The following is a 22588-nucleotide window of genomic DNA, read 5'->3' on the forward strand; positions in this document are numbered from 1 at the left end:
CAGCCACGCCCTTCCGCAGCGGAAGGGCTGACAGATAGAAAGATCGTATGGAGATACGAAAGGCTGAAGCCCGAGACCTCCGGGCCGTGTTGAGGATTCTGGACGGCACCGTCGAATGGCTGGTCGCCCAGGGGCGCACCGCCCAGTGGGGCACCGAGCCCTGGTCCACCCGTCCCGCGCTGGTGGGACGGGCGGCAGGCCGGATCGAACGCGGCGAGGCACGGGTCGCCGTGCTGGACGGCGAGCTCGCCGGAGTGATCTCGCTGTCCGGGACCCCGGCCTCGTACGTCCGTCCGGCCGACGAGCCCGAGCTGTACGTGACCCTGCTGGCGACCGAACGCCGCCTCAAGAACCACGGCGTCGGCAGTGCCCTGCTGGACGAGGCCCGCGCGGAGGCGCGGCGGCAGGGGCTCGGCCTGCTGCGGGTCGACTGCTACGCCGGTGACGACGGCAAACTGCGGGCCTATTACCGCAGCCAGGGCTTCACCGAGGTGGAGCCATTCACCGTCTCCCGCAAGGGAGAACCGGACTGGCCCGGCATGCTCCTCGCCCAACGCCTCGCCTGACCGACTGACCCGCGGACCGCCTGCGGCGCGCAGTCCGGACGGCGGAGGCGGCCGGAGGCGGGACGGCGCGGGCGGGCGGAGGCGGGGACGGCCGGAGGCGGGGACGGTGCGGGCAGGCGGAGACGGAGGCGGGCAGTTGGAAAGCACGGCGGCAAGGCCAGGGCTTGGCCGGAGCACGCGCAGCAGGCGCAGCTGAGCCAGGGCATGCCGGAGGCCGACCGAGCAGGGCCCCCAGGGCACGGCGCGGACGGGTCGGGCAGGATGCCCAGGCACTTGGAGGAGCTGACCTTGCAGACTCCAGGTTCGACCGACGGCCGCCGTAAGGGCCCGGACGGGCAGGTGCTCGCTGAGACACCCCGGGTTCGGCATGGGCGGGCCCGGTAGGAGCCGGGGCGTGGCACGGGCAGGGCGCGGCAGGGCCGCACCCCGGCAGGGGCCTGGGCATAGCGCGGGCGGGCCCGGCAGGGCCGCACCCCCGGCAGGGCCGCACCCCCGGCAGGGGCCTGGGCATAGCGCGGGCGGGCCCGGCAGGGCCGCACCCCCGGCAGGGCCGCACCCCCGGCAGGGGCCTGGGCATAGCGCGGGCAGGCCCGGCAGGGCCGCACCCCGCCTACCCCAGCCCACCCCCGCCCGCCCCGGCCCCGCCCGGCCCGCCTCACGTCCGCGCGCCAGCGCACCCGCACCCCCGCCGGAGGCGTCAGGCCGCTGCGGCGACGTTCACGTCCAGGTCGGTGCGCTGGCGCGGGACGAAGGTCACCAGCTGGTGCTCGGGCCCGCGGTGCAGGTCGAGCCGCAGCCTGAGGTTGCCGATCCGGGCCAGGATCAGGCCGATCCCGGCCGCCGCCGCCCCGGAGACCAGGCCGCAGGCGAGCAGGCCGACCCGCGGCCCGTACTGCTCGGTGATCCAGCCGACCAGCGGTGCGCCCAGCGGGGTGCCGCCGGTGAAGACCATCATGAACAGGCTCATCACCCGTCCCCGCATCGCCGGGTCGGTCCGCAGCTGGATCAGCGAGTTCGCCGCCGTGTTCAGGCTCACGCCGAACAGTCCGACCAGGGTCAGCAGCGCCGCGAAGGTCCAGTAGTCGGGCGCGAGCGCCGCCACCGACTCCAGGATGCCGAAGGCCAGCGCCGCGCCGACCAGCAGCCGCAGCCGGGGCCTGCTGCGGCGGGCCGCCAGCAGCGCGCCGACCAGCGAGCCGACCGCCATCGCGGTGTTCAGCAGCCCGTAGAGGCCGGGGCCGACGTGGAAGACCGAGTACGAGAAGGCGGACAGGATGGTCGCGAAGTTGAACCCGAAGGTGCCGATGAAGCCGATCAGCACGATCGGCCAGATCAGGTCGGGGCGCCCGGCGACATAGTGCAGCCCGGCCCGCAACTGCCCCTTCTCGCGCGGGATCCGCGGGGTGCGGTGGAGTTCGGCGCCGCGCATCGCGAGCAGGCCGAGGATCACCGCGCCGAAGGAGACGGCGTTCACCGCGAAGGCGTACCCCGCGCCGACCGCGGCCATCAGCACACCGGCCACGGCCGGGCCGATCAGCCGGGCGGTCTGGAAGTTGGCGGCGTTGAGGCTGACCGCGTTGCCGAGGTCCTTCTTGCCGACCATCTCCGAGACGAAGGTCTGCCGGGTCGGGTTGTCGACCACGGTGACCATGCCGAGCATGAAGGCGAACAGGTAGATGTGCCAGACCTGGATGTTGCCGGTCAGGGTCAGCACGGCGAGGCCGGCGGCGAGCAGGCCCATCGCGGCCTGAGTGGCCATCAGCAGCTGGCGCTTGGGGAAGCGGTCGGCGAGGACCCCGCCGAACAGGCCGAACAGGAGCATGGGCAGGAACTGCATCGCGGTGGTCACACCGACCGCGAAGGCGCTGCCGGTGATGCTGAGGACGAGCCAGTCCTGCGCTATTCGCTGGACCCAGGTGCCGGAGTTGGAGACGACCTGGCCGATGAAGAAGTAGCGGTAGTTGCGGTTGCCGAGGGCCGAGAACATCCCCCGCTTGGGCTCGGTCCCACCCGCGTGCTCGACGGCGGATTCGCCGGTGCGTTCGTCGGGGTCGTCGTCACACGGGACGACGGTGTCGTTCAGCAGCGGGGCGTCGGCCGTGTCGGCCTCGGTCGCGGGACTGACCGTGCTGGTGGTGCTGGTGGTGTCGTTCGGAAGGTTGCGGCGCGTGGTGTCTCCGGTTTGTGCAGGCAATAGCTTGTCCCCTGGCTTGTGGTGGATCGGTTGTGCGTTCTTCTGGCGGCTCACAGTTGCGCGAGGCGCTCCAGTACCGGAGCGGCGGCGCGCAGCAGCGCCCACTCCTCCTCGGTGAGTCCCCCGGCGAGCTCGGCGAGCCAGGCGTCACGTTTGGCCCGGCTCTGGTTGAGAATGCTCTCGGCCTGCTCGGTACTGCTGACGACGACCTGGCGCCGGTCGTCGGGGTGCGGCTCGCGCCGCACCAGGCCCTTCTCCTCCAGCATCGCGATGATCCGGGTCATCGACGGCGGCTGGACGTGCTCCTTGCGGGCCAGTTCGCCCGGCGACGCGCTGCCGCAGCGGGCGAGGGTCGCCAGCACCTGCATCTCGGTGGGCGTCAGCGACTCCTCGACGCGCTGGTTGCGCAGGCGCCGGGAGAGCCGCATCACGGCGGACCGCAGCGTACTGACCGCGGCGGCGTCGCTCTCGGAGAACTCAGGCATGATTGTTAGCCTAACTCATTACCCAGCCTAAGTAAAATCAGTTGCACCGGCCCCGGAAACCACAGCAGGGTGGCCGCTCCCCCTCGAAGCCGAGGAAGAAGCGGCCACCCTGGCCGGAACCACGCAGGCCGTACGGCTACGGCGTCAGCCGTGCTCGCCGACCCGACGCCGGCGGACCACCACGACCGCACCCGCGCCGAGCACGATCGCCGCCGCGCCGGCCAGCATCATCGGCGTCGTGTCACTGCCGCCACCGGTGGCCGCCAGCGACCCGCCGCCGGAAGAGGTCGAGGCGGAGGCAGTCGCCGTGGCCGCCCCGGAACCGGAGCTGGGCGCCGGAGTCGTCGGCTTCGCTCCGGCCTTGGCAGCGTTGATGTAGAGCTTGGCCACGTTGTTGTCGTAGTTGGCGCCGTTGTCCTCGGCAGCCAGCACCACCACACCCGCGTAGGCCCTGCTCAGAACCTTGAGCGGCTTGATGCCGAAGGTGAAGACCATCTGCTGCCCGGGCTTGAGCACCTGCCGGGTCACACACACGTACGGGTGCGGCACACCGTCGCCGGACGCGGCCAGGCCTTCGGGGCCGGCTTCCGCCGTCTTGCAGGCGCTGGGAACGCTGGTGACCGCCACCTCGGCAGGGAAGGACACATAGACCGCGGCCGTGCCCTCGCCCGGATCGCCGACCTGGCGCAGCGTGCTGAGCGTGACGGTCCCGGTGTTGCGGACGCCGACGATCGCCTTGCCGACCTTGCCGACGGTCCCGTTGAGCGTGCCGCCGACGCCGGAGGCATCCGCCACGATCCCGGTGTCGAGGCCGGTCGTGTAGCGGTTGTTCCGGTCGTCGATGTCCGTGCCGGGATCGGGCACGGCCGCCTTGCCCTGCGGGCGGACGGCCTTGACCAGCGACAGGACGCCGCCGGTGCCCTTGGCCCAGTCCCCGTCGCCGGTCGCGCCGTCAGCGAGCGTTCCCACGCCGTAGTAGACCGCGTCGGCGTGTCCGCCCGCGGGAACGGTCACCGCGAGGGGGGTGGACAGGACGAAGGTCTCCCCCGGCTTCACCACGGCATCGGGGAAGGTGCAGATCACCCCGCGGCGGGCGCCGGCGTACGTCTCGTAGGAGCAATTGCTGAAGTCGCCCGGGACGGTGGCGATCTGGTACTCGTCGTGCACGAACACGGAGACGCCCTTGGCGTCGCTGCTGCCGACGTTGGTCACCTGGAGCGGCAGGGCGGTGGTCGAGCCGGCCGGGGCCTTGATCTCGTCGCCCAGGTCGTTGATCGCGAGGTCCGGACCGTCCCCCACGGTGACGCCGACGCTGTCGGCCGCACCGGACGACTGCTCGGTCGCATTCCTGGCCGTCACCTTGAACCGCACGTCGCCGTGGCGGCCCGCCACCGCACCGACCGTCGCCCGGACGCCCACGGCGAAAGTGCCGAAGCCCGACGGCGAATCCCCGAGCGAGCACAGCTCGTGCAGGTGGTCCGTGGTGTAGGCGCAGCCTCGCGGCAGCGCCAGTTCGGCGAATCCCTTCAGGGCCGAACCGTCCACCGCCACCTTCACACCCAGCAGCTCATGGCCGAATGCTTCGAAGTACACGTCGAGCGGGCGGTATGCCGCGCCGTTGCCGTCCGCCCGGACCGGAACCGTGCGGCCGAAGTCGGGCTCGACCAGGAAACGCGCTCCGGCCGCCGTCGCCGGCGCGACCGTCAGGCCGACGAACAGACCGGTCGTGGCCGTGAGCACGGCAACCGCGGCGGCGGCCGACCGCCGGATGTGTATGCGTCCCATCAGGGTCCTTCGTTCACAGGGATATCCCTGCGGAGCATAGGGACCAGAAAGGATTCCGGGGCCGGTCGGCCGGGGTGCAGAAACACTGGATCCGGACATTCGTTGACGAATCACGGAGAAGTGTTACCCAAACGGTATCCGTCCCTACTGACCCAACCCGTGGGCCGGCATCAGGCAGTAGAAGGCGAACACCGCTGCGACCCCAGCGGCATTCGCGCCTTGTACCGCATGGTCCTGCCCCTGGAACGGATGGTCGGCACCCCTCTGATCAGGCACCCGGACGTGACCCCCGGCAAGGCATACGCCATCCTCGCCACCGCCCACGGCCAGCAGTAGCACAGCCACTGGATAAGAGCAGGGCCCCGGCATGGTGACTTGTCACGCTTGTCAGTGAACAAGTCAGCCAGGGGCGCATGTCAGCCTGTCGGCACCGGCCACCTCTTCTGAGTCATGCCGGTCACCGAAGTTAGCTCGAACGGCTTGCCATTGTCGTCGATTAGCGCGGTCTTGCTCATTCCACCGTCGACCCAACTCAGTGTCACGTCCCAGGTGCAGTCAGTGTGATCTGTCACGAGGTCAACCAGCAGTGTTTCTGGATCGTTGGCCGTAGCAGTGTAAGGAAACCTGAGCTGGTCCGTGCTCTCATCGGATGGTGGTTTGTACGGGAGAAAATAAGGCGCGGCGGTATCGAGGTCCACCTTGGCGTAATGGTAGTTTACGCTGCCACCGCACTCGCCGGGGTAGTAGAGCCAAGTTCCCTCAGGCGCTGGCTTCCGCGAGTGGACATGGAATTGCAGGCCCGTAATGACAACTGCATGATCCGAAGGGCCAGTGAGATAGATCTCAATACGAACCGAGCTGGCAGGAACCGCCCCAAACGCACTCGGGTTTTGATCCCAGGTGCTCCCGCCGCGCTTCGGCCCAGTGGCTGGTGGCATCGATTTGGTTATTCCTGAGCCCGTCGGGTATACATAGCCGCTCCCTCCGGGGCAGCCAGCAAATCCTTCCTTAACCGTGCTATTTATTACAAGGCCACCGCCGGAGGAGAACTGGCCACTTACCCAGTGGATTCCATTTTCGTCCGTCACGGTCACAGCAGAAGCCGATTGCGAAGGTTTTGACTGCTCCGTCGGAACAGGCACGTTGTTGCACACCGAGTGCGCCTGACAGGCTATATTGTTTCCGGATCCGGATTTCTGGTCCGCCTTGGAGCCACCGGTCGTGCAGCCTCCCAATGCAATACAAGAAAATATTAATATGCTGGCGATACTTCTCTTTATGTGCATAACCCCCCCGCTCGCAATCGTCAGTGTCCATTGCAAGTCGAATTGTTCTGGCAGGCATTGTTTGAGCCGCCAGTAGAATTTTGGTTGATAGAGTTGCCCGAATGCTGCGCCCCGATAAGGCCGTATCCGCCGGTAATTATTGCGGCGATAATGACACCCACCGCGCCGATCACGGCAGTCCATAGTGCAACCCGAGTCCGGCTTGCCATAATTTACCATCCAGGGTTAATTTAAGCCTCAGACCAATATAGCCATCGCACCAAAATAAGACTATGGGAAACTTGATTCATTTTACTGTCGCTGCATGTTCCGGCTAGTGCCGAGGGCAGAGACCGCATTATCTCAGTCGTTCTTTTAGACATACGACAGGGCACGGCAGACTACAAGATCCCGCCTTGGATGGACCGGGCACCTCTCCCAAGACTGTAGGGGACTGTGCCTAGGCTTCGGAGGCTTTCATCGAACATGAAACGACCGATTGCGACTGTCTGGCTTTACTCTTCGCCCGGTGATCACCGCAAGGCGAAGGCAGGACATTGGCACAGTCGCATGTTGCACGATTCGTGATCACGCGAAGCCGACGAGGCCAGCGGACGACGGGAGTCACGGGTGGTGCGTCGGAGAGCGATGCTCCAGATGCTGGGGAGCCTGCATAGGGGCTCTCAAGGTAGGGACCAGCGCAGAAGGTGTAGGCGAGGTGCGATGACACCACGTGTCGCAATCAACCTTTACTTACTCAAGGGCGGCCCCTGCCGCCCCGGCCGGGCATAGCGGCCTCCGGCCGATCCCGGCCGGACGGCGATGGCCGCCCACCGTGACAACCAACCCCGAGCACCGATGAACCGCGCTTCCACCGCAGTGTTCGTTCGTTTCCACCCACTCCCGGCACGAAGCTCTACTTCCGCTTCTTCGCTTGCTTGGTGAACCCTGCGTGATTGTCACGGCTGGTCAAGGTGTCGGGGCGGTCAGTTCTCAGGACCCGGGCGCAATCCGCAGCCACCTCAGCCCGAAGGATTGAGGCGCTATTGAAGCGGTCCTGCTGCTCGTGGTAGTCAGCGCGTCTGACCAGGTCTTCGGGGGAGCCATTTCTGACGTGGGCCGATACCCGCGCTCTGAGCAGTCCAGGAGAGCCCCCAAGCCCACCCCACCGCCCAGCACCAGCGCACAGCACGCGGCCCCTGAACCCGTACGAAGGGGTTCAGGGGCCGAGTCTTTGTAGCGCTCGCAGCTACTACTGACCCAGCCCCAGCGCTGGCATCAGGTAGTAGAAGACAAACACGGCCGCCACCACGTAGAGCGGCACCGCCACCCGGCGCCACTGGCCGGTGGCCACGCTCAGCACCGCGTACGTGATGAACCCGATACCAATCCCGGTGGTGATCGAGTAGGTGAACGGCATGATCACCATGGTGAGGAAGGCCGGGACGGCCAGGGTGAAGTCGGACCAGTCGATGTCGCGGATGCTGTTGGACAGGATCAGGAAGCCGACGACGACCAGGACCGGGGTGGCCGCCTGGGTCGGGACCATGGTGGCCAGCGGGGTGAGGAACAGTGCGACCACGAAGAACAGTCCGGTGACGACGCTGGCCAGGCCGGTGCGGGCGCCCTCGCCGACGCCGGCGGTGGACTCGACGAAGCAGGTGTTGGCGGAGCTGGAGGTCGCGCCGCCGACGGCGGTGGCGATGCCGTCCACCATCAGCACCTTGCTCATGCCGGGCAGGTTGCCGTCCTTGTCCAGCAGGTGGGCCTCGTCGCTGACGCCGAGGATGGTGCCCATCGCGTCGAAGAAGCAGGACAGCAGCACGGTGAAGACGAACAGGATGCCGGTGAGGATGCCGACCTGGTGGAAGCCGCCGAACAGGCTGACCTTGCCGATCAGGCCGAAGTCCGGGGTGGCCACGATGCTGTGCGGGATCTCCGGGACGGTCAGGCCCCACTGCGCGGCCGGGACGTGCGCGACCTTGTCGACCACCACGGCGAGCACGGTCGCGGCGACGATGCTGACCAGGATGGCGCCGGGGATCTTGCGGGCCATCAGCACCACGGTGAGCAGCGCGGCGACGATGAAGATCAGCACCGGCCAGCCGTTGAGGTGGCCGTCGTTGCCCAGCTGCAGCGGGACGGTGGTGTGCGCGGCGTCCGGGATCCGGGTGACAAAACCGCCGTCGACCAGGCCGATCAGCGCGATGAACAGGCCGATGCCGATGGCGATGGCCTTGCGCAGCCCCAGCGGGACCGCGCTCATCACCCGCTCGCGCAGCCCGGTGGCGACCAGCAGCATGATCGCGAGACCGGCCAGGACCACCATGCCCATCGCGTCCGGCCAGCTCATCTTGGGCGCCAGCTGCAGCGCGACGATGCTGTTGGTGCCGAGGCCGGCCGCCAGCGCCAGCGGGATGTTGCCAATGACACCCATCAGCAGGGTGGTGAAGGCCGCGGTGATCACCGTGGCGGTGACCAGCTGACCGCCATTCAGGTGATGACCGAACTTGTCCGTGGCGGAGGACAGGATGATCGGATTCAGCACGATGATGTACGCCATCGTAAAGAAGGTGGCAGCACCGCCACGGATCTCCCGGGCGAACGAGGAGCCGCGCTCCGAGACCCGGAAGTAGCGGTCGAGGGCGTTGCGGGGCGGGGTGGAGCCGCCGCCGGGCTCGGAGGGCTCAGCCTTCGCCGTGGCCACGGATGACATGTGTAGTTCCTTTGTGCACAGTGCTGGACGTACCGATGGATCAAAGTCCGAGCACGAAACGTCAAGAAGGCTCGCCGCTCGATCCGGAACGGTCAGTATGAATCGCATAAACGGGATCGGCTATCTGCGCGCGTAGACTGTGCGAACATCCAAAGATCGACCGAACGGGGGTGTCGACCGCCGCCCCTGACCGCCCCCCGTACTCTTGTCCCCGTGAAGACGACCAAGCTGCCCGCCGCACCTCCGATGGAGGCCAACGATGTCGCCATCGTGACCGGCGGCACCGTGCTGTGGCTGGTCGGCTTCCTGGTGCTGCTCCCGTTCCACAGCCGGCTGTCCGCGCACGGTGACATCAAGTGGCTGTGGACCTGCCTGGCCGGGTTCGGGCTGGGGCTGATCGGCATCTGGTACTGCCGGGCCCGGCGGGAAGCGATCGCCCGCTCCAGGGCCGCCGCGGCCGAGGCCCCCGCAGCGACCGAGACCCCCACCGCGCAGGGCAGCTGACGGCGTGGGAGATTCCGTCGGCGCAAGGCGTCTGACGGCGTGGGAGTTTCCGTCGGGCGGGACCCCGTCGGCGTAAGCCCGGCAGCACGGCGGCGGCCGTCCGCCTAGGCTCGGGGGCATGACCTCACCGGCCGGACCCGCCGCAGCCGACCTCGCAACAGCCGCACCGACCGGTCTGACCGGCGCGGAGGTCGCCGAGCGGGTGGCCCGCGGCGAGGTCAACGACGTACCGGTGCGCTCCAGCCGCTCCACCACCGAGATCGTCCGGGCCAATGTGCTGACCCGGTTCAACGCCATCATCGGCTGCCTGTTCGCCGTGATCGTGGTGGTCGGGCCGCTGCAGGACAGCCTCTTCGGCTTCATCATCGTCGCCAACACCGGCATCGGGATCGTCCAGGAGCTGCGCGCCAAGCGCACCCTGGACAACCTGGCCGTGGTCGGCGAGGCCCACCCCCGGGTCCGCCGGGACGGCAGGAGCGTGGAGCTGACCAATGCCGAGATCGTCCTCGGCGACCTGGTCGAGCTGGGCTCCGGCGACCGGATCACCGTGGACGGCCAGGTCAGCGAGGCCGAGGGGCTGGAGATCGATGAGTCGCTGCTCACCGGTGAGGCCGACCCGGTGCACAAGCAGGTCGGCGATCCGATCCTCTCCGGCAGCTTCGTCGTCGCCGGCTCCGGGTCCTTCACCACCACCAGGGTCGGCCGCGAGGCCTACGCCGCGCAGCTGGCCGAGGAGGCCAGCCGGTTCACCCTGGTCTCCTCGGAGCTGCGCAGCGGCATCGACACGATCCTGCGCTACATCACCTGGCTGCTGATCCCCACCGCGATCGGCCTGATCCTCAGTCAGCTGTACGTCAACAAGCAGGACGTGCCGGAGGCGGTGCGGCGGATGGTCGCCGGGATCGTCCCGATGGTCCCGGAGGGACTGGTCCTGCTGACCTCCATGGCCTTCGCCATCGGCGTGGTCCGGCTCGGGCGGCGGCAGTGCCTGGTGCAGGAGCTGCCCGCGATCGAGGGCCTGGCCCGGGTGGACACCGTCTGCCTGGACAAGACCGGCACCCTCACCGAGGGCGGCATGGACATCGCCGAGCTGCGCGTGCTGTCCTCCGGCCCGGAGGACGGTAGCAGCGAGGAAGACGGCAGCGGCGCCGGCGCCGACGCCGACCGTGCGCTGGTCGAGCAGGTGCTGGGGCTGCTGGGGACCGCGGACGCCAGGCCCAATGCCAGCCTGCAGGCGATCATCGACGCCTACCCGCCCGGCCAGGGCCGACGGGTGCTCCAGGCGGCCCCCTTCTCCTCCGCCCGCAAGTGGTCCGGGGCGACCCTGCAGGGGCCGGACGGCGAGGACGCGACCTGGCTGCTGGGCGCGCCCGACGTGCTGCTCCCGGCCGGGCACCCGGCCCTGGCCGAGGTGGACCAGCTGGGCGCGCAGGGCCTGCGGGTGCTGCTGCTCGGACGCAGCAGCACCTCGCTGGACGCGCCGGACCCCGCGCTGGACCTGGCCCCGGTGGCCCTGGTGGTGCTGCGCCAGCGGCTGCGCCCGGACGCGGGGCAGACGCTCGCCTTCTTCGCCCAGCAGAACGTCTCCGCCAAGGTCATCTCCGGCGACAACGCGGTCTCGGTCGGCGCGGTCGCCGCCACCCTGGGCCTGCCCGGCGCCGACGACCCGGTGGACGCCCGCACCCTGCCGACCGATCCGGAGCTGCTCGCCGACGTGGTGGAGCAGCACTCGGTCTTCGGCCGGGTCACCCCGCAGCAGAAGCGCGACATGGTCGGCGCGCTGCAGTCGCGCGGCCACCATGTCGCGATGACCGGGGACGGCGTCAACGACGTGCTCGCGCTCAAGGACGCCGACATCGGCGTCGCCATGGGTGCCGGTAGCGAGGCCACCCGCGCGGTCGCCCAGATCGTGCTGCTGGACAACAGCTTCTCCACGCTGCCGCTGGTGGTCGCCGAGGGGCGCCGGGTGATCGGCAACATCGAGCGGGTGGCCAACCTGTTCCTGGTGAAGACGGTCTACTCGGTGCTGCTGGCGCTGGCGGTGATCATCTGTCGGGTGCCGTACCCGTTCCTGCCCCGGCACTCCACCGTGCTGAGCGCGCTGACCATCGGCATTCCCGGCTTCTTTCTGGCGCTGGCGCCCAACAACGAGCGGGCCAGGGAGGGCTTCGTCCGGCGGGTGCTGCGCTTCGCGATCCCGGCCGGGCTGATCGCCGGGACGGCCTCGTTCACCTGCTATCTGCTGGCGCGGGCCGACCATGCGACCGGGCAGGTCGCCGACACCAGTTCCACCACGGTGACGCTGTTCCTGGTCGCGCTGTGGGTGCTGGCGATCATCGCGCGGCCGTACACCTGGTGGCGGGTGGTGCTGGTGATCGGGATGGCCGCGGGATTCGGGATCGTGCTGGTCGTCCCCTGGCTGCAGGACTTCTTCCAGCTCGACCTGCACGGCTATCGCGACCCCTGGACGGCGGTGGGCATCGCCCTGGTCGCCGGGCTGGTGCTGGAACTCGCCTGGCGGCTGATGCGTCCCACCGGAGAGCAGGCCTGAGGACCGGGCCTGAGCACCCGACCTGACATGTCAGGTCGGAAATTCCGCCCCGGATCTCCTTGCGGCACAGATATCCCCTGTACCGTGCTGGGCAGATCCGTTCGAGCCGCGCCCTGGGGAGACCATGACCACCGACACCGATGCGCCCGCTGCGGACATCGGCGTTCCGGCCGAATCCCGGTTCCGGCGCTTCGTCCCCGGTAGTGCCCTCTGGCCGCACCTGGTGCTGGCCGCACTGTTCGTGCTCGTCTACTCGACGATCTCGATCATGCGCTACACCCACTACGCGTCCATGTCCTGGGACAACTCGATCTTCGTCCAGGAAGTGGACCAGTACGCGCACCTGCGTGCGCCGATCGTCACCATCAAGGGCGTCGGCTACAACATCCTGGGCGACCACTTCAGCCCGATCATCGCCCTGCTCGGCCCGTTCTACCTGCTGTTCCCCTCCACCGTCACGCTGCTGGTCGGGCAGGCCGCGCTGTTCGGCTGGTCGGTCGGCATCGTCTCGAAGACCGTGGCCGAGGTGACCACCCGGGCCAAGGGACTGGCCTTCGGCTTCGCCTACGGGCTGTCCTTCGGACTGCAGCGGGCCGCCGACGCCGGCTTCCACGAGATCGCCTTCGGTGTGCCGCTGCTGGCGATGGTGATGCGCAACCTGGTGCTGAAGCGCTGGTACCCGGCGGCGTTCTGGGCGCTGCCGCTGGTCCTGGTCAAGGAGGACATGGGGCTGACCGTGGCCGTCGTCGGCGTGGTCCTGCTGCTGCAGCGGCAGTGGACGGTCGGGATCCTGCTGACGGTGTTCGGCCCGCTGATGTTCCTGCTCACCCTGAACGTGGTCATCCCGCACTTCAACATCCACGACCACTACGACTACGCGGCGAACCTGCCCGGCGGCTCGATCGTGCAGTCGCTGTTCGGGGACCCGCTGCACACCCTGAACACCATGGTCACACCGGTGATCAAGCTGCACACGGCCGGCTATCTGCTCGCCATCACCGCGTTCATGGCGCTGCGCTCGCCGCTGGTCCTGCTGGTGCTGCCGACGATGTTCTGGCGCTTCACCGGCTCGGTGGAGTACTACTGGGACCTGAACTGGCACTACAACGCGGTGCTGATGCCGATCCTGTTCCTGGCCGTCATCGACGGCATCCAGCGGGCCGACGCCGGCCGGATCGAGTGGCTCCGCTCCTACGCCACCAAGGCCGCGCTCCCGGCGGTCATCGCGATCTCGGTGACCCTCTGCGTGGTCTGGGCGCTGCCGATCACCAACGCCAACGACCCGTCGGTGCTCAACTCCGCCGACCGGGTGGCCATGCTGAAGCGCGCGGCGGCGACCATCCCGGACGGGGCGACGGTCGAGGCCAACATCACGCTGATGGACCATCTGGCGACCCGCACCAAGCTGTACTGGGTCGGCACCGGGCCGACCCAGCCCGCGCAGTACTTCGCGCTCGACCTCTCCTACGGCTGGTCCAGCCCGCCCACGGACGTGGCCGCGTACGCGAAGCAGGAGTACCCGAACGCCACCTACAAGGTGATCTTCAACGAGGGGCAGTTCCAGGTGGCCCAGCTGGTCAGCGGCTGACCGGCCGGGCCCCCGTAACCCGCCGGGCCTCCTGGAACCCGCCGGACTACTCGAAGTCCCTGGCCGCACTCAGCTCGTAGGCGCGGTCCGGATCGGAGAGCACGGCCAGTACCTCGAACCGGCGGTGCCACTGCCCCGCCGCCCAGGCCAGGCCGGCCGCCAGGCCCTCCGGGGTCGCCGCGTGCAGGGCGCCGTGCGGGACCGGCGCGGCGAACTCGTCCTCGCCCTGCTCCTCCTCGTCCGGGTACTCGGGCGCGGGGCTGTCCGCGTCCCAGCGCCAGTCCACCGCCGCGTCCTGCCCGTCCGGGCCGACCACCAGCAGTTCGTCGTGCTCCTCGTACACCTCGGGGCAGCCCGGCAGCAGTTCCCTGACCACCTCGGGGACCCGGTGCACGGTGCCCTCGGTGAGCACCCGGCCGCCCGCGACCTCGCTGGCCAGCGAGACGTGCAGCCGCTCGGCGAGCGGTCCGGCCAGCGCCGGGGCGACGATGATCAGCGGGAACGCGTCCAGCAGCTGGACCAGGTCCGGCGCGTCGGCGACCACCGCCTCGGAGACGTCGACCACGACCGTGCCGGCCGGCCGTCGGTGCGTCTCCGGCACCATCGGGGGCAGCGCCCGCACCTCCTCCGGCAGGGCGACCCGGCTCAGGTCGACCGAGGCCAGGGCGGTGTAGAGGCCGTGCAGTTGACGGTGCGACACCTCGCTCTCCGGATCGGTCATCCGGTACAGCACCTCGTCCGGTCCGTCGGTCTCGGCGAGCAGCGCGGCCAGGGTCGTCCGCACGCCCAGGGCGTGCAGGAACACCGGGTCGAGCTTGGTCCGCGCCTCCTCGTAGAGCCCGCGCAGCAGCGGGTCGGCCCCGGCCGCGCGCAGCCCGGCCGGACGGCGGCCGTCCAGCACCGGGTGGTCCCGCAGCCACCAGGCGGCATACGGCGGGACCTGCGCGCTGCGGCCGTCGGGGAGCAGCACCCGCACCGGGTTGACCACCGCGTCACGCAGCGGCGGGGCCGCGAGCATGGCGAGGGCCTGCGGCCAGGCGTCGTCGGCCACCAGGTCGAGATCGCGCACCGCCAGCAGCTCGGCCGCGACCGGCGGGACCTCGGGGACGCCCGGGTCGTCGCTCCGCCCGATCTGCTCGGCGACCTCCTCGGCCCAGTCCGCCAGCCCGTCCGGGGCCTCGTCCAGCAGCCCGGTGGGCTCGCCGCCGGCCGCGCGGTCGGCGGGGACGGTCGGGTCGAGCCGCTCCAGGTCGTCCGGGTCGAGCACCACCTCCTCGGCCCGGACCAGGCCGAGCGCGTAGCCGACGCCCACCGCGCGGAGCACGTCAGTGCCCCAGCGCTCCAACCAGTCGTCGTCCAGGAAGACCGCGTCGTCCTCGTCCACGATCGAGGCCAGCGGGCTGCCGGGCAGCACCAGTTCGCCCGCCGCGACCAGCTCGCCCTCGTCGTCCGGCAGGGCGAGCCGGGCCAGCCACGGGTAGGCGCCGGGGCTGGTCTCCGCCGCCCTGACGATCCGCAGCACGGCCTCGGCGACGTCCTCGGCCTCGTCGGGGTCGTCCAGCTCGACCGAGCGCAGCACGGCCGCCTGCAGCTCGGCGGTCTCCAGCAGGCCGAGCGGGGTGGCCACGCCCGCGCCCAGCTTCTCCAGCAGCGGATGCGCGGCCTCCGGGTGGACCAGCCGCAGGCCCAGCAGCGCCAGGTCCTCGGCAGCAACCTCCGTGCCCGCCGGGACCAGCACCCGGCGCGGGCCGGTCACCATCCGCCCGTCCGCGAGCGGCACCGGCAGCGCGCCCAGCGTCTCCGCCTCGGCGCCGGCCAGCGCGCCGTAGAGGTTGCGCCACCAGGCGGGCTCCTTGTCCAGGTTGGCCAGCTGGTCGACGGTCTCGGCCAGCGCGACCCGGCGCACACCGAGGGTGCGCAGCTCCTGCCGCCGCTCCAGCCCTGCGGGCAGCAGGCCCGGCAGGACGTCGGCGAGCGCCCGCACGATCTCGGCGTCCGCCCCCTCCAGCAGCACGGCGTCCCGCGGACGCAGCGCGGAGCGCGGTTCTGCGCCAGCCTCTTTGATCGGTCCTGCTTCCGGCAAGAAGGCGACCTCGGGGAGCCTGGAGACGATGGCCCGGCGCAGCTTGGCGTCCACCTCGCCCTGGCCCAGCGGGCCCGGCACCAGGTCGAGTGACGAGACGTCAGCCCCCCGCTGCCGCAGCAGCGTTGCATACACCTCGCCCGCCTGTTCGACCAGGAAGTCGGTCAGTGCGCCCGGGGCGATATGACGGCGGGTCGAGTCCAGCGGGAACGAGGCGATCAGCAGCGCCGGGACGCCCAGCGGCTCGTCCGTCGGCGTCGGCGCGTGCACCACGGGGGCGGTACGGGGCTGCGTCGGACGGCCGGCCGGATCCACCGGGACGGCCCAGGTCACCGACCACTGCGGACGGTGCCGTTCCTCGACCGTACGGTCCTGCAGCAGCTCCGCCGCCAGCGCGCCACCGGCCGAGGCGACCTGCCAGCGGCTCTCGCCCGCCTCGCTCGCGACCACCACGGCGCCGGGGCCGCCCCGGTCGTGCGCGGCGGGCTCCTCACGCCGGGTCAGCGTCCTGGTCCCGCCCTCGGTCTCGACCGCGACCTCGACCAGGCCGGTCAGGGTCAGCAGCAGGGCGTCGTCGACCTCGTCCAGCAGACGGCGGGTCAGATCCTCGGCCGCGGCGTCGCGCAGCGGCAGCACCACCACGGTGTCGTAGCCCGCGGGCGGCGTGCCCTCGGCGGGCAGCGGCAGCCGCAGCAGCGGGACGTGGCCGTCCCGGCGGCGCAGTTCCTCGGCCAGCGCGGACTGCTCGGCGGCCAGCCCGCGGGCCTCCAGCAGCGACCAGCGCACCCCGCCGGGGACGCTCAGCACGGCGGGCTCGTCCGACACCGCGAGCACCGCCGCGAAGCCGACCCCGAACCGGCCGACCTGGGAGGCCTCCTCGCGCTTGGACGAGGCCCGCAGCGTGGACAGCGACTCGACCCCCTGGGCGTCCAGCGGCGTGCCGGTGTTGGCCGCGCAGAGCACCCCGTCCCGCAGGGTCAGCCGCAGCCGCCCGGGCACGCCGGCCCTGGCCGCCGCGTCGGCGGCGTTCTGCGCCAGCTCCACGACCAGCCGGTCCCGGTAACCGCCGAGGGCGAGCTCCTCCTCGGCGTTGGCGTCCTCGCGGAACCGCGCGGGCGAGGCCGCCCAGGCCTCCAGCACCCGTCGCCGCAGCCCTGCCGTCCGGAACGGGTCCGCCGCTCCGCTGCCGTCCGCCACGATCCCCACAATCCGCGCATCCATGGCCGTCGTCTCCCCGCTCTCGCCGCCCCCACCCGACCGGCGAGGCTGTGAACCGTACGCGGGCATTCTCCCTGCAACCACCGACATCACGCGCCACGCGCCCGGCCGCCACCTCCCTAGATGGCGGGGACCCGCCGCGCCGGCGCGCTGCGGAGCCGGTTGTTGAGCGGGCGTTCGACGATGCGCCAGAGCAGGGCCGCCGCCGTCAGGGCCGCGGCCAGCAGCGCGAACTGAACGGCGATCACCACCGGGACGGACCAACCAGGGGCCTCGGCGGCGGGGACGTGCAGGGCTTTGACGGCGAAGCGGATCACCAGTTGGTGGACCATGTAGAAGGCGAAGGAGACCTCACCGAGCAGCACCGCCCAACGGGTGGCCCAGAGGGTGCGCCGCCCGCCGAGGTCGGCCGAGGCGAGCGCGGGGATCAGCAGGGCCAGCGGAACCACGGTCACCGCGACATAACCGAGGCGCACCGGCAGATAGCCGATCGACGCGTACGCGCCGACCAGCAGCAGCCCCGCCGCCCAGGCCGGGCAGCGGAACCACTGGCCGGAGGCGACGATCCGGGCCAGCGCCATGCCGAGACAGAACTCCGCCAGCCGGGTGGCCGGCAGTACGTAGAGGAACCAGTAGGCGGTCGCTTCGGACCAGCCCGCCGTGGCCAGCGGCAGGCACCAGACCACCGCGGTCAGCACGATCGCGGCCGGCCACAGCGCCCGGCGGTCCAGCCGGGCCAGGCCGCGCAGCAGGAACGGGAAGAGCAGGTAGAAGAACGCCTCGCAGGACAGGGACCAGGAGACCGTGTTCAGCCCGAAGTAGACGTCCGGATTCGGACTCCAGGACTGCACCAGCAGCAGGTTGGGGACGACCACCTCCGGCGAGGCGGCGCCCGGTCCGCCGGCGGCCCCCGCCGCCGCACCCGCTCCCGCCGCCACGGCGGCCAGCGCGGCCAGGGCGGTCACCAGGTGGTTCGGGAAGATCTTCGCGGCCCGGTTGCGCCAGACGCGGCGGACGGGGTCCCGCGGGCCGGCGGACCAGGTGAGCACAAAGCCGCTGAGGATGAAGAAGAACGACACCCCGATCGCGCCGTGTCCGAACAGCAGCGAGAGCACATGGTCGCCCTCGGACCTGGCCGGGAACAGGTGGGCGATCTGCAGATGGAAGCCGAACACCAGGAACGCGGCGGCGAAGCGCAGACCGGTGAGCGAGGGCAGCCGCCCCCGGCCCGGAGGAGGTGTCGACTCCGCCGCCCCTGCGGGCTCGGCGGCGGGCGGCACGGAGGGTCTGCCCGCGTCAGGTAAGGCCTCGGTCATGCGCCGACCCCCCTTTGCCGCGAACCGCCAGCAGCGACTTGGTGACGCCGAGGACCCGCTCGCTCAGCAGGGTCGAGTCGGGGAAGAGGTAGCGCATCTCGGTCCTGGTCAGCAGTTCGATGCCGACCACCGCCCGGAGGCCCTCCTCGGGCCCGTCCGGACGGCTGTGGGTGAGCGGCCAGTGCCGCACCAGCCGCGCACGGGCCGCCAGCGGCAGGAACTGGAAGCCGGGCGCCAGGAAGTGCGGCTCGACCGGGAAGTAGCGGTACGGCGTCTGCACCCAGTGCCGGGGGGCGAGGGTGGTGATCGCGGCGGCGAAGCGCAGCCGCTGGCTGTGGCCGCCGACGTGCTCGATGGTCGAGTTCGAGTAGACCAGGTCGAAGCTCCCCAGCGCGGCGGTGACAGCGGGGTCGGTCACATCGGCGACCTCCGTGCTGATCCAGTCGGGCAGCCCGGCCGGATGCGGGTCGATGTTGACGAGATGCAGGCGCCGGGGCCGGACCGGGGCCCGCAGCCAGGTGTCGGCGGTGCCGCCGAGGTCCACCACCTCGCACTCGTCGATGTCGGGGAAGTACGCACGGAAACGCAGCCAGCGGGCGGTGCGGAAGCGCTCGCCGACCGAGCCGGGCGCGTCCACCAGACGATTTCGGAGTGCGCGGTACTTTGGCTCTGACATGGGGTCAGCCACCTTCCCATCAGGGTCTTGTGGGCACGAGGGACCGGGCGTTCAGGGCTTGGCCGGCGGGTTCACCGGCTTGCCGTCCGACATCCGGTTGCCGCGCCAGACGTTGCCTGCTCCCTTGGTGTTCCAGTGCGCGACCGGCCCGTAGAGTCCGCTGCCGGGGTAGTACTCGGTCGAGAAGACGTTGTTGGTGACCTGGATCCCGTTGGCGCCGTCGCCTCCGCCGTAGAGCGCGTAGGCGCCCCCGGCCAGCCAGTTGTCGTCCACGACGGTGTTCAGCACCGCGCCGGTGTCCGCGTACAGGCCGATGGCCGCGGTGCCGCCCCTGGGGACCGAGGCCGGGTTCAGCAGCGTGTTGTGACGGATGACCAGTTTGTCGGAGCCCGCGCCGTCGCTGATCACGGCGTCGGTGTGGGCCCACTCCCCGGCCTGGTCGACGAAGGGGACGATGCCGTGCACATAGTTGTCGTGCAGGTTTCCCTGACCCATCGACAGCGCGTCACTGAACACCGAGATGTCGCAGAAGCCGACCTCGACGGAGCTGCCGCCCATGTTGGAGACCGCGTAGTCCTCGCCGCCGTTGTCCTGGCCCTTGCCGGGGACCCCGGTGATCGTGCTGTACAGGACCCGCAGGCCGTGGAAGCCGGCCCGGAGATTGATGCCCCACCAGTTGGTGGAGGTGACCTTGCTGTCGATGACGGTGACGTTGTCCGCGTAGATGTCGAGCGAGCCGGTGATGTCCCAGCCCCGGATCACCGTGCCGTCCTTGGTGATGGTGAGCGCCCCGGTGCGGTGCGGCTTCAGCCCGATCCGCGGGCCTGTGCTGTCGGCGTCGGGGAAGCCGCAGTCACTGGCCGTGTGGCAGGTCGCGAGGTCGGGAGGCGAAGGGGGAGTACGGGACGGCGTCGGACCGCCGCTCGCGCCGTCGCCGCTGGTAGCGGCCCCCTTCGCGCCACCACCGTTCGCGCCGCCGCCCGGCACGGCCGGCGCGGCGCTGCCGCACACCTGCGTGGTCGCGCCGCAGTCGGCGTCCTGGCTCCCGGCTCCACCGCAGGCGGAGGCTGTCAGCGCGATCAGCGCCACCGACAGCAGTCCCCCGCCCCATAATCGAGCGCTGGTCCGTCTCATAAAGCTGTTCCCGTCCTCTCGTGGACGCACAAGGTCCCGGATGTGCCGGCAGGAGTCGGCTCAGTGGCCCTGCCCCCGGGTCCAGTCGATGTATTCGCGGGCCAGCCCGGCCGGATTGGCGGCCAGGGTCTGCCCGGCGGTCCCGGAACCGTGCTCCCACTCGGGGATGAGGATGGGCACCGGTCGCCCCAGCGCGCCCTCCAGCGTGCCGGTGCTGTGCAGGGCCCGGGCGAGCCGCACACACTCCTCGTTGAAGCAGCTCTCGATCTCCAGGGCGAGCAGCCCGATGGCGGCGGGGTGTCCCTCGGCGTCGAGGCCGCCCTCGTACCAGAGCCCGAGTGCCCTGATCCAGGTCTCGCGCAGGGCGGCTCCGATGGGGTCGCGGGCGCTGTCGGCGATCACCACGAGCTCGCCGGGGAGCCAGTACGCGAGGTTCCAGCGGGCGTCCGCCGGGCTGTCGGCGGGTTCGTCGACGGGTTCGTCGACGGTGTTGTCGGCCGTGCGCAGGGCGATTCGCACCTGGGCGCGGGTGTTGTGACGGACGGTCAGGACAGGGCGACGCGGATCGTCGTCCTGGTTGTCGACCAGGAAGGCGAGGGCGTAGACATCGTTGATCTCGGTTGCTGCGAGTGTGGCCAGGCCCCCCAGGACCTGGTGCTGTAAGTGATCGCGGAGTTTCCTGAAGGCACTCATGTCGTCGCGAACCAGGGGTCCTGTGTATGGCTGGCAGCCCAGTCAGCGGGCGGTCGACCCCCCAGTACGACCGCCTGCCGCGCCTACTCCCCCCGGCTGTGCGGAGTGAACACACCAGCCTTGCGCACAGGCGGAGTTACAGACTTTGTCGGCTCCGCCGTCCCGCATTGATGGTTGCACGGACAAGTCGCCCAGCACCACCGATTCGGGCAGTCCCGCTGTCACCAATCTCACCCACTGTTGCCCAGCCGTGACAGCGGGCGCATCGGGCCAGGATCTTCGCCTGACAGGGTTTTGCTGTAGTGGTGGAACCCACTACAACTGACCACAGCACCGACGCAGCTGTCACCACACCCAGGGGGTACGCCTTGTCCACCCGCGCCCGCACTCGTGTCATCGCCGTCGCGTCCGTGCTCCTCACCGCCGCGATAACCGGCGGCACCGCCCTGCTGCCGACGGCCGCGCACGCGGTGGAGCCGCGGCACACCCAGGCCGCGGTCCAGGCGGAGACGCACCCGCCGGTGACCGGCGACGGCGACACGGACGACACCGCCGCGCTGGCCGGCGGCGCACTGGCCTTCACCGCGACCGGGGTCGTCCTGGCCATCGGGATCCGGCGCCGGAGCCGCCAGCAGCAGTGAGCGCCGTCGTGCGCGCCGGGCAAACGGGTCCTACAGGCCGGCGTACGAGTGCATGCCGTTGATGAAGATGCTCACGCCGTAGGAGTTGAACAGGAAGCAGGCGAAGGCGATCAGCACCAGCACCGCCGCCTTCCGTCCCTTCCAGCCCGCCGTCGCCCGGGCGTGCAGGTAGCAGGCGTACGCGACCCAGGTGATGAAGGCCCAGGTCTCGGTCGGGTCCCACTGCCAGTAGTGGCCCCAGGCGGCCTCGGCCCAGATCGCGCCCGCGATGATCGTGAACGTCCACAGCGGGAAGGTGAAGGCGTTGATCCGGTACGACAACTTGTCCAGGGTCGCCGCCGCGGGCATCCGCTCGCAGATGTCGGCCCAGCGCCCGCCCTTGCTGCGGCCCTCGGCGACGGCCTTCTCGTGGATGTCCCGGCAGAGGTACATCACCGTGGTGAGCGCCCCCGCGTAGAGGGCCCCGCCGCAGATCATCGCGCCGGAGACATGGATCCACAGCCAGTACGAGTGCAGCGCCGGGACCAGCTGCTCGGAGGCGGTGTAGAGGACGGTGACGGCCAGTCCGAGGCCCAGCAGGATGCCGAAGGTGAGCGGCAGGCCGAGCCAGCGGACGTCGCGTCCGCTGAACAGCAGGCCCAGGAAGAGCAGCGCCGCGACCAGGGTCAGCGCGCAGGTGAACTCGTAGAGGTTGCCCCACGGCGGGCGTCCCGCCGAGACGCCGCGGGCGACCACGCCGCCGAACTGGAGCAGCGCGGCGAGGCCGGTGAGGCTGACCGCGACCCGGCCCAGCCGGTCCGCCCGCTCGTCGCCGCCGGCCGCGCCCACGCCGTCGGCCGGCGGGGCCTCGTCGCCGCGGGTCAGCACGTCGACCTTGCCCGCCTTGGCCGCGACGGTGCGGGTGAGCGTCGCCGTGCCGCCGTTCGCCCTGGTGACGGTGACCGCGACCTTGGGCGCGGCAGCGGCAGCCGTCGTCCCGGCGGACTCCCCCTCAGCGGCCGACGCGGACACCAGCGCGGCCGACTCCCGGGCGACGCGACCGCGACCGCCGAAGGTCCACTCGGTGGTGTAGGCGAGGAACGCGAAGAGGTACACCGCCATGGCGGAGTAGATCAGGACGTTGGAGATGGTGGCGAGGTTGGTGTTGATCGCCGCTGCGGCTGCGAGGTTCAT

Annotated in this window: 16 protein-coding genes; 5 read left to right on the forward strand and 11 right to left on the reverse strand. The window is 70.4% G+C overall.

The features are described 5' to 3' along the window. Positions 1–86: 86 nt before the first annotated feature. Positions 87–566, forward strand: a complete 480-nt coding sequence (locus ACEZDG_RS31845) for a GNAT family N-acetyltransferase (protein WP_380516441.1) — start codon at positions 87–89, stop codon at positions 564–566. A 697-nt stretch (positions 567–1263) separates the two neighbouring features. Here the strand turns inward: ACEZDG_RS31845 and ACEZDG_RS31850 are convergent. The 5 genes from ACEZDG_RS31850 to ACEZDG_RS31870 form a co-directional block, all read right to left on the reverse strand. Next, complete coding sequence (locus tag ACEZDG_RS31850) at positions 1264–2652, reverse strand: MFS transporter (RefSeq protein WP_380516572.1); 1389 nt, start codon at positions 2650–2652, stop codon at positions 1264–1266. 158 nt (positions 2653–2810) lie between these two features. Continuing rightward, on the reverse strand, positions 2811–3245 hold the full coding sequence (locus ACEZDG_RS31855; protein WP_380516444.1) for a MarR family winged helix-turn-helix transcriptional regulator: 435 nt from the start codon (positions 3243–3245) through the stop codon (positions 2811–2813). Positions 3246–3389: 144 nt separating this feature from the next. After that, on the reverse strand, positions 3390–5030 hold the full coding sequence (locus tag ACEZDG_RS31860; protein WP_380516446.1) for an LPXTG cell wall anchor domain-containing protein: 1641 nt from the start codon (positions 5028–5030) through the stop codon (positions 3390–3392). 416 nt (positions 5031–5446) lie between these two features. Beyond that, the gene (locus ACEZDG_RS31865) at positions 5447–6499 is read right to left on the reverse strand and encodes a hypothetical protein (RefSeq protein WP_380516449.1); all 1053 of its coding nucleotides are present in this window, start codon (positions 6497–6499) and stop codon (positions 5447–5449) included. A gap of 1048 nt (positions 6500–7547) precedes the next feature. Then, positions 7548–9011, reverse strand: coding sequence for an NCS2 family permease (locus ACEZDG_RS31870; RefSeq protein WP_380516451.1), 1464 nt, complete (start codon positions 9009–9011; stop codon positions 7548–7550). A 213-nt stretch (positions 9012–9224) separates the two neighbouring features. On the opposite strand from ACEZDG_RS31870, the gene ACEZDG_RS31875 reads away from it, so the two are divergent. The 3 genes from ACEZDG_RS31875 (at position 9225) to ACEZDG_RS31885 (ending at position 13654) form a co-directional block, all read left to right on the forward strand. Further along, complete coding sequence (locus tag ACEZDG_RS31875; protein WP_380516453.1) at positions 9225–9515, forward strand: DUF2530 domain-containing protein; 291 nt, start codon at positions 9225–9227, stop codon at positions 9513–9515. A gap of 118 nt (positions 9516–9633) precedes the next feature. Next, positions 9634–12066, forward strand: a complete 2433-nt coding sequence (locus tag ACEZDG_RS31880; RefSeq protein ID WP_380516456.1) for an HAD-IC family P-type ATPase — start codon at positions 9634–9636, stop codon at positions 12064–12066. A gap of 124 nt (positions 12067–12190) precedes the next feature. Further along, a complete protein-coding gene (locus ACEZDG_RS31885) occupies positions 12191–13654 on the forward strand; it encodes a DUF2079 domain-containing protein (protein ID WP_380516459.1) in 1464 nt (487 codons plus the stop codon). A gap of 46 nt (positions 13655–13700) precedes the next feature. Here ACEZDG_RS31885 and ACEZDG_RS31890 read toward each other — a convergent pair whose 3' ends face one another. From ACEZDG_RS31890 to ACEZDG_RS31910, 5 genes are all read right to left on the reverse strand, one after another. After that, positions 13701–16958 (reverse strand): sacsin N-terminal ATP-binding-like domain-containing protein, encoded by a 3258-nt coding sequence (locus tag ACEZDG_RS31890; protein WP_380516462.1) that lies wholly within the window; start codon positions 16956–16958, stop codon positions 13701–13703. 116 nt (positions 16959–17074) lie between these two features. Further along, complete coding sequence (locus ACEZDG_RS31895; RefSeq protein WP_380516465.1) at positions 17075–18271, reverse strand: acyltransferase family protein; 1197 nt, start codon at positions 18269–18271, stop codon at positions 17075–17077. Next, positions 18252–18947, reverse strand: coding sequence for a class I SAM-dependent methyltransferase (locus tag ACEZDG_RS31900; RefSeq protein ID WP_380516467.1), 696 nt, complete (start codon positions 18945–18947; stop codon positions 18252–18254). Before ACEZDG_RS31900 ends, ACEZDG_RS31895 begins: the two co-directional genes overlap by 20 nt. A 51-nt stretch (positions 18948–18998) precedes the next feature. Then, positions 18999–20036, reverse strand: a complete 1038-nt coding sequence (locus ACEZDG_RS31905; RefSeq protein WP_380516469.1) for a hypothetical protein — start codon at positions 20034–20036, stop codon at positions 18999–19001. Positions 20037–20141: 105 nt separating this feature from the next. Next, the gene (locus tag ACEZDG_RS31910; protein ID WP_380516472.1) at positions 20142–20774 is read right to left on the reverse strand and encodes a hypothetical protein; all 633 of its coding nucleotides are present in this window, start codon (positions 20772–20774) and stop codon (positions 20142–20144) included. A gap of 368 nt (positions 20775–21142) precedes the next feature. Between ACEZDG_RS31910 and ACEZDG_RS31915 the strand changes: the two genes are divergently transcribed. Further along, positions 21143–21415 carry a hypothetical protein gene (locus ACEZDG_RS31915; RefSeq protein ID WP_380516473.1) on the forward strand — a complete coding sequence of 91 codons (273 nt, stop codon included), beginning with the start codon at positions 21143–21145 and terminating at the stop codon, positions 21413–21415. Positions 21416–21445: 30 nt separating this feature from the next. Here ACEZDG_RS31915 and ccsB read toward each other — a convergent pair whose 3' ends face one another. Then, complete coding sequence (gene ccsB / locus ACEZDG_RS31920; protein ID WP_380516476.1) at positions 21446–22588, reverse strand: c-type cytochrome biogenesis protein CcsB; 1143 nt, start codon at positions 22586–22588, stop codon at positions 21446–21448.

This window comes from Streptacidiphilus alkalitolerans, from assembly GCF_042511045.1.
Classification (GTDB): domain Bacteria; phylum Actinomycetota; class Actinomycetes; order Streptomycetales; family Streptomycetaceae; genus Streptacidiphilus; species Streptacidiphilus alkalitolerans.

Excerpts from the sequence above, each read along its gene's own strand:
- ACEZDG_RS31865 (WP_380516449.1), bottom strand. The coding sequence starts at position 6,499 with ATGGACTGCCGTGATCGGCGCGGTGGGTGTCATTATCGCCGCAATAAT.
- ACEZDG_RS31890 (WP_380516462.1), bottom strand. The coding sequence starts at position 16,958 with ATGGATGCGCGGATTGTGGGGATCGTGGCGGACGGCAGCGGAGCGGCG.
- ACEZDG_RS31855 (WP_380516444.1), bottom strand. The coding sequence starts at position 3,245 with ATGCCTGAGTTCTCCGAGAGCGACGCCGCCGCGGTCAGTACGCTGCGG.
- ACEZDG_RS31910 (WP_380516472.1), bottom strand. The coding sequence starts at position 20,774 with ATGAGTGCCTTCAGGAAACTCCGCGATCACTTACAGCACCAGGTCCTG.
- ACEZDG_RS31870 (WP_380516451.1), bottom strand. The coding sequence starts at position 9,011 with ATGTCATCCGTGGCCACGGCGAAGGCTGAGCCCTCCGAGCCCGGCGGC.
- ACEZDG_RS31885 (WP_380516459.1), top strand. The coding sequence starts at position 12,191 with ATGACCACCGACACCGATGCGCCCGCTGCGGACATCGGCGTTCCGGCC.
- ACEZDG_RS31860 (WP_380516446.1), bottom strand. The coding sequence starts at position 5,030 with ATGGGACGCATACACATCCGGCGGTCGGCCGCCGCCGCGGTTGCCGTG.
- ACEZDG_RS31900 (WP_380516467.1), bottom strand. The coding sequence starts at position 18,947 with ATGTCAGAGCCAAAGTACCGCGCACTCCGAAATCGTCTGGTGGACGCG.
- ACEZDG_RS31880 (WP_380516456.1), top strand. The coding sequence starts at position 9,634 with ATGACCTCACCGGCCGGACCCGCCGCAGCCGACCTCGCAACAGCCGCA.
- ACEZDG_RS31895 (WP_380516465.1), bottom strand. The coding sequence starts at position 18,271 with ATGACCGAGGCCTTACCTGACGCGGGCAGACCCTCCGTGCCGCCCGCC.
- ccsB (WP_380516476.1), bottom strand. The coding sequence starts at position 22,588 with ATGAACCTCGCAGCCGCAGCGGCGATCAACACCAACCTCGCCACCATC.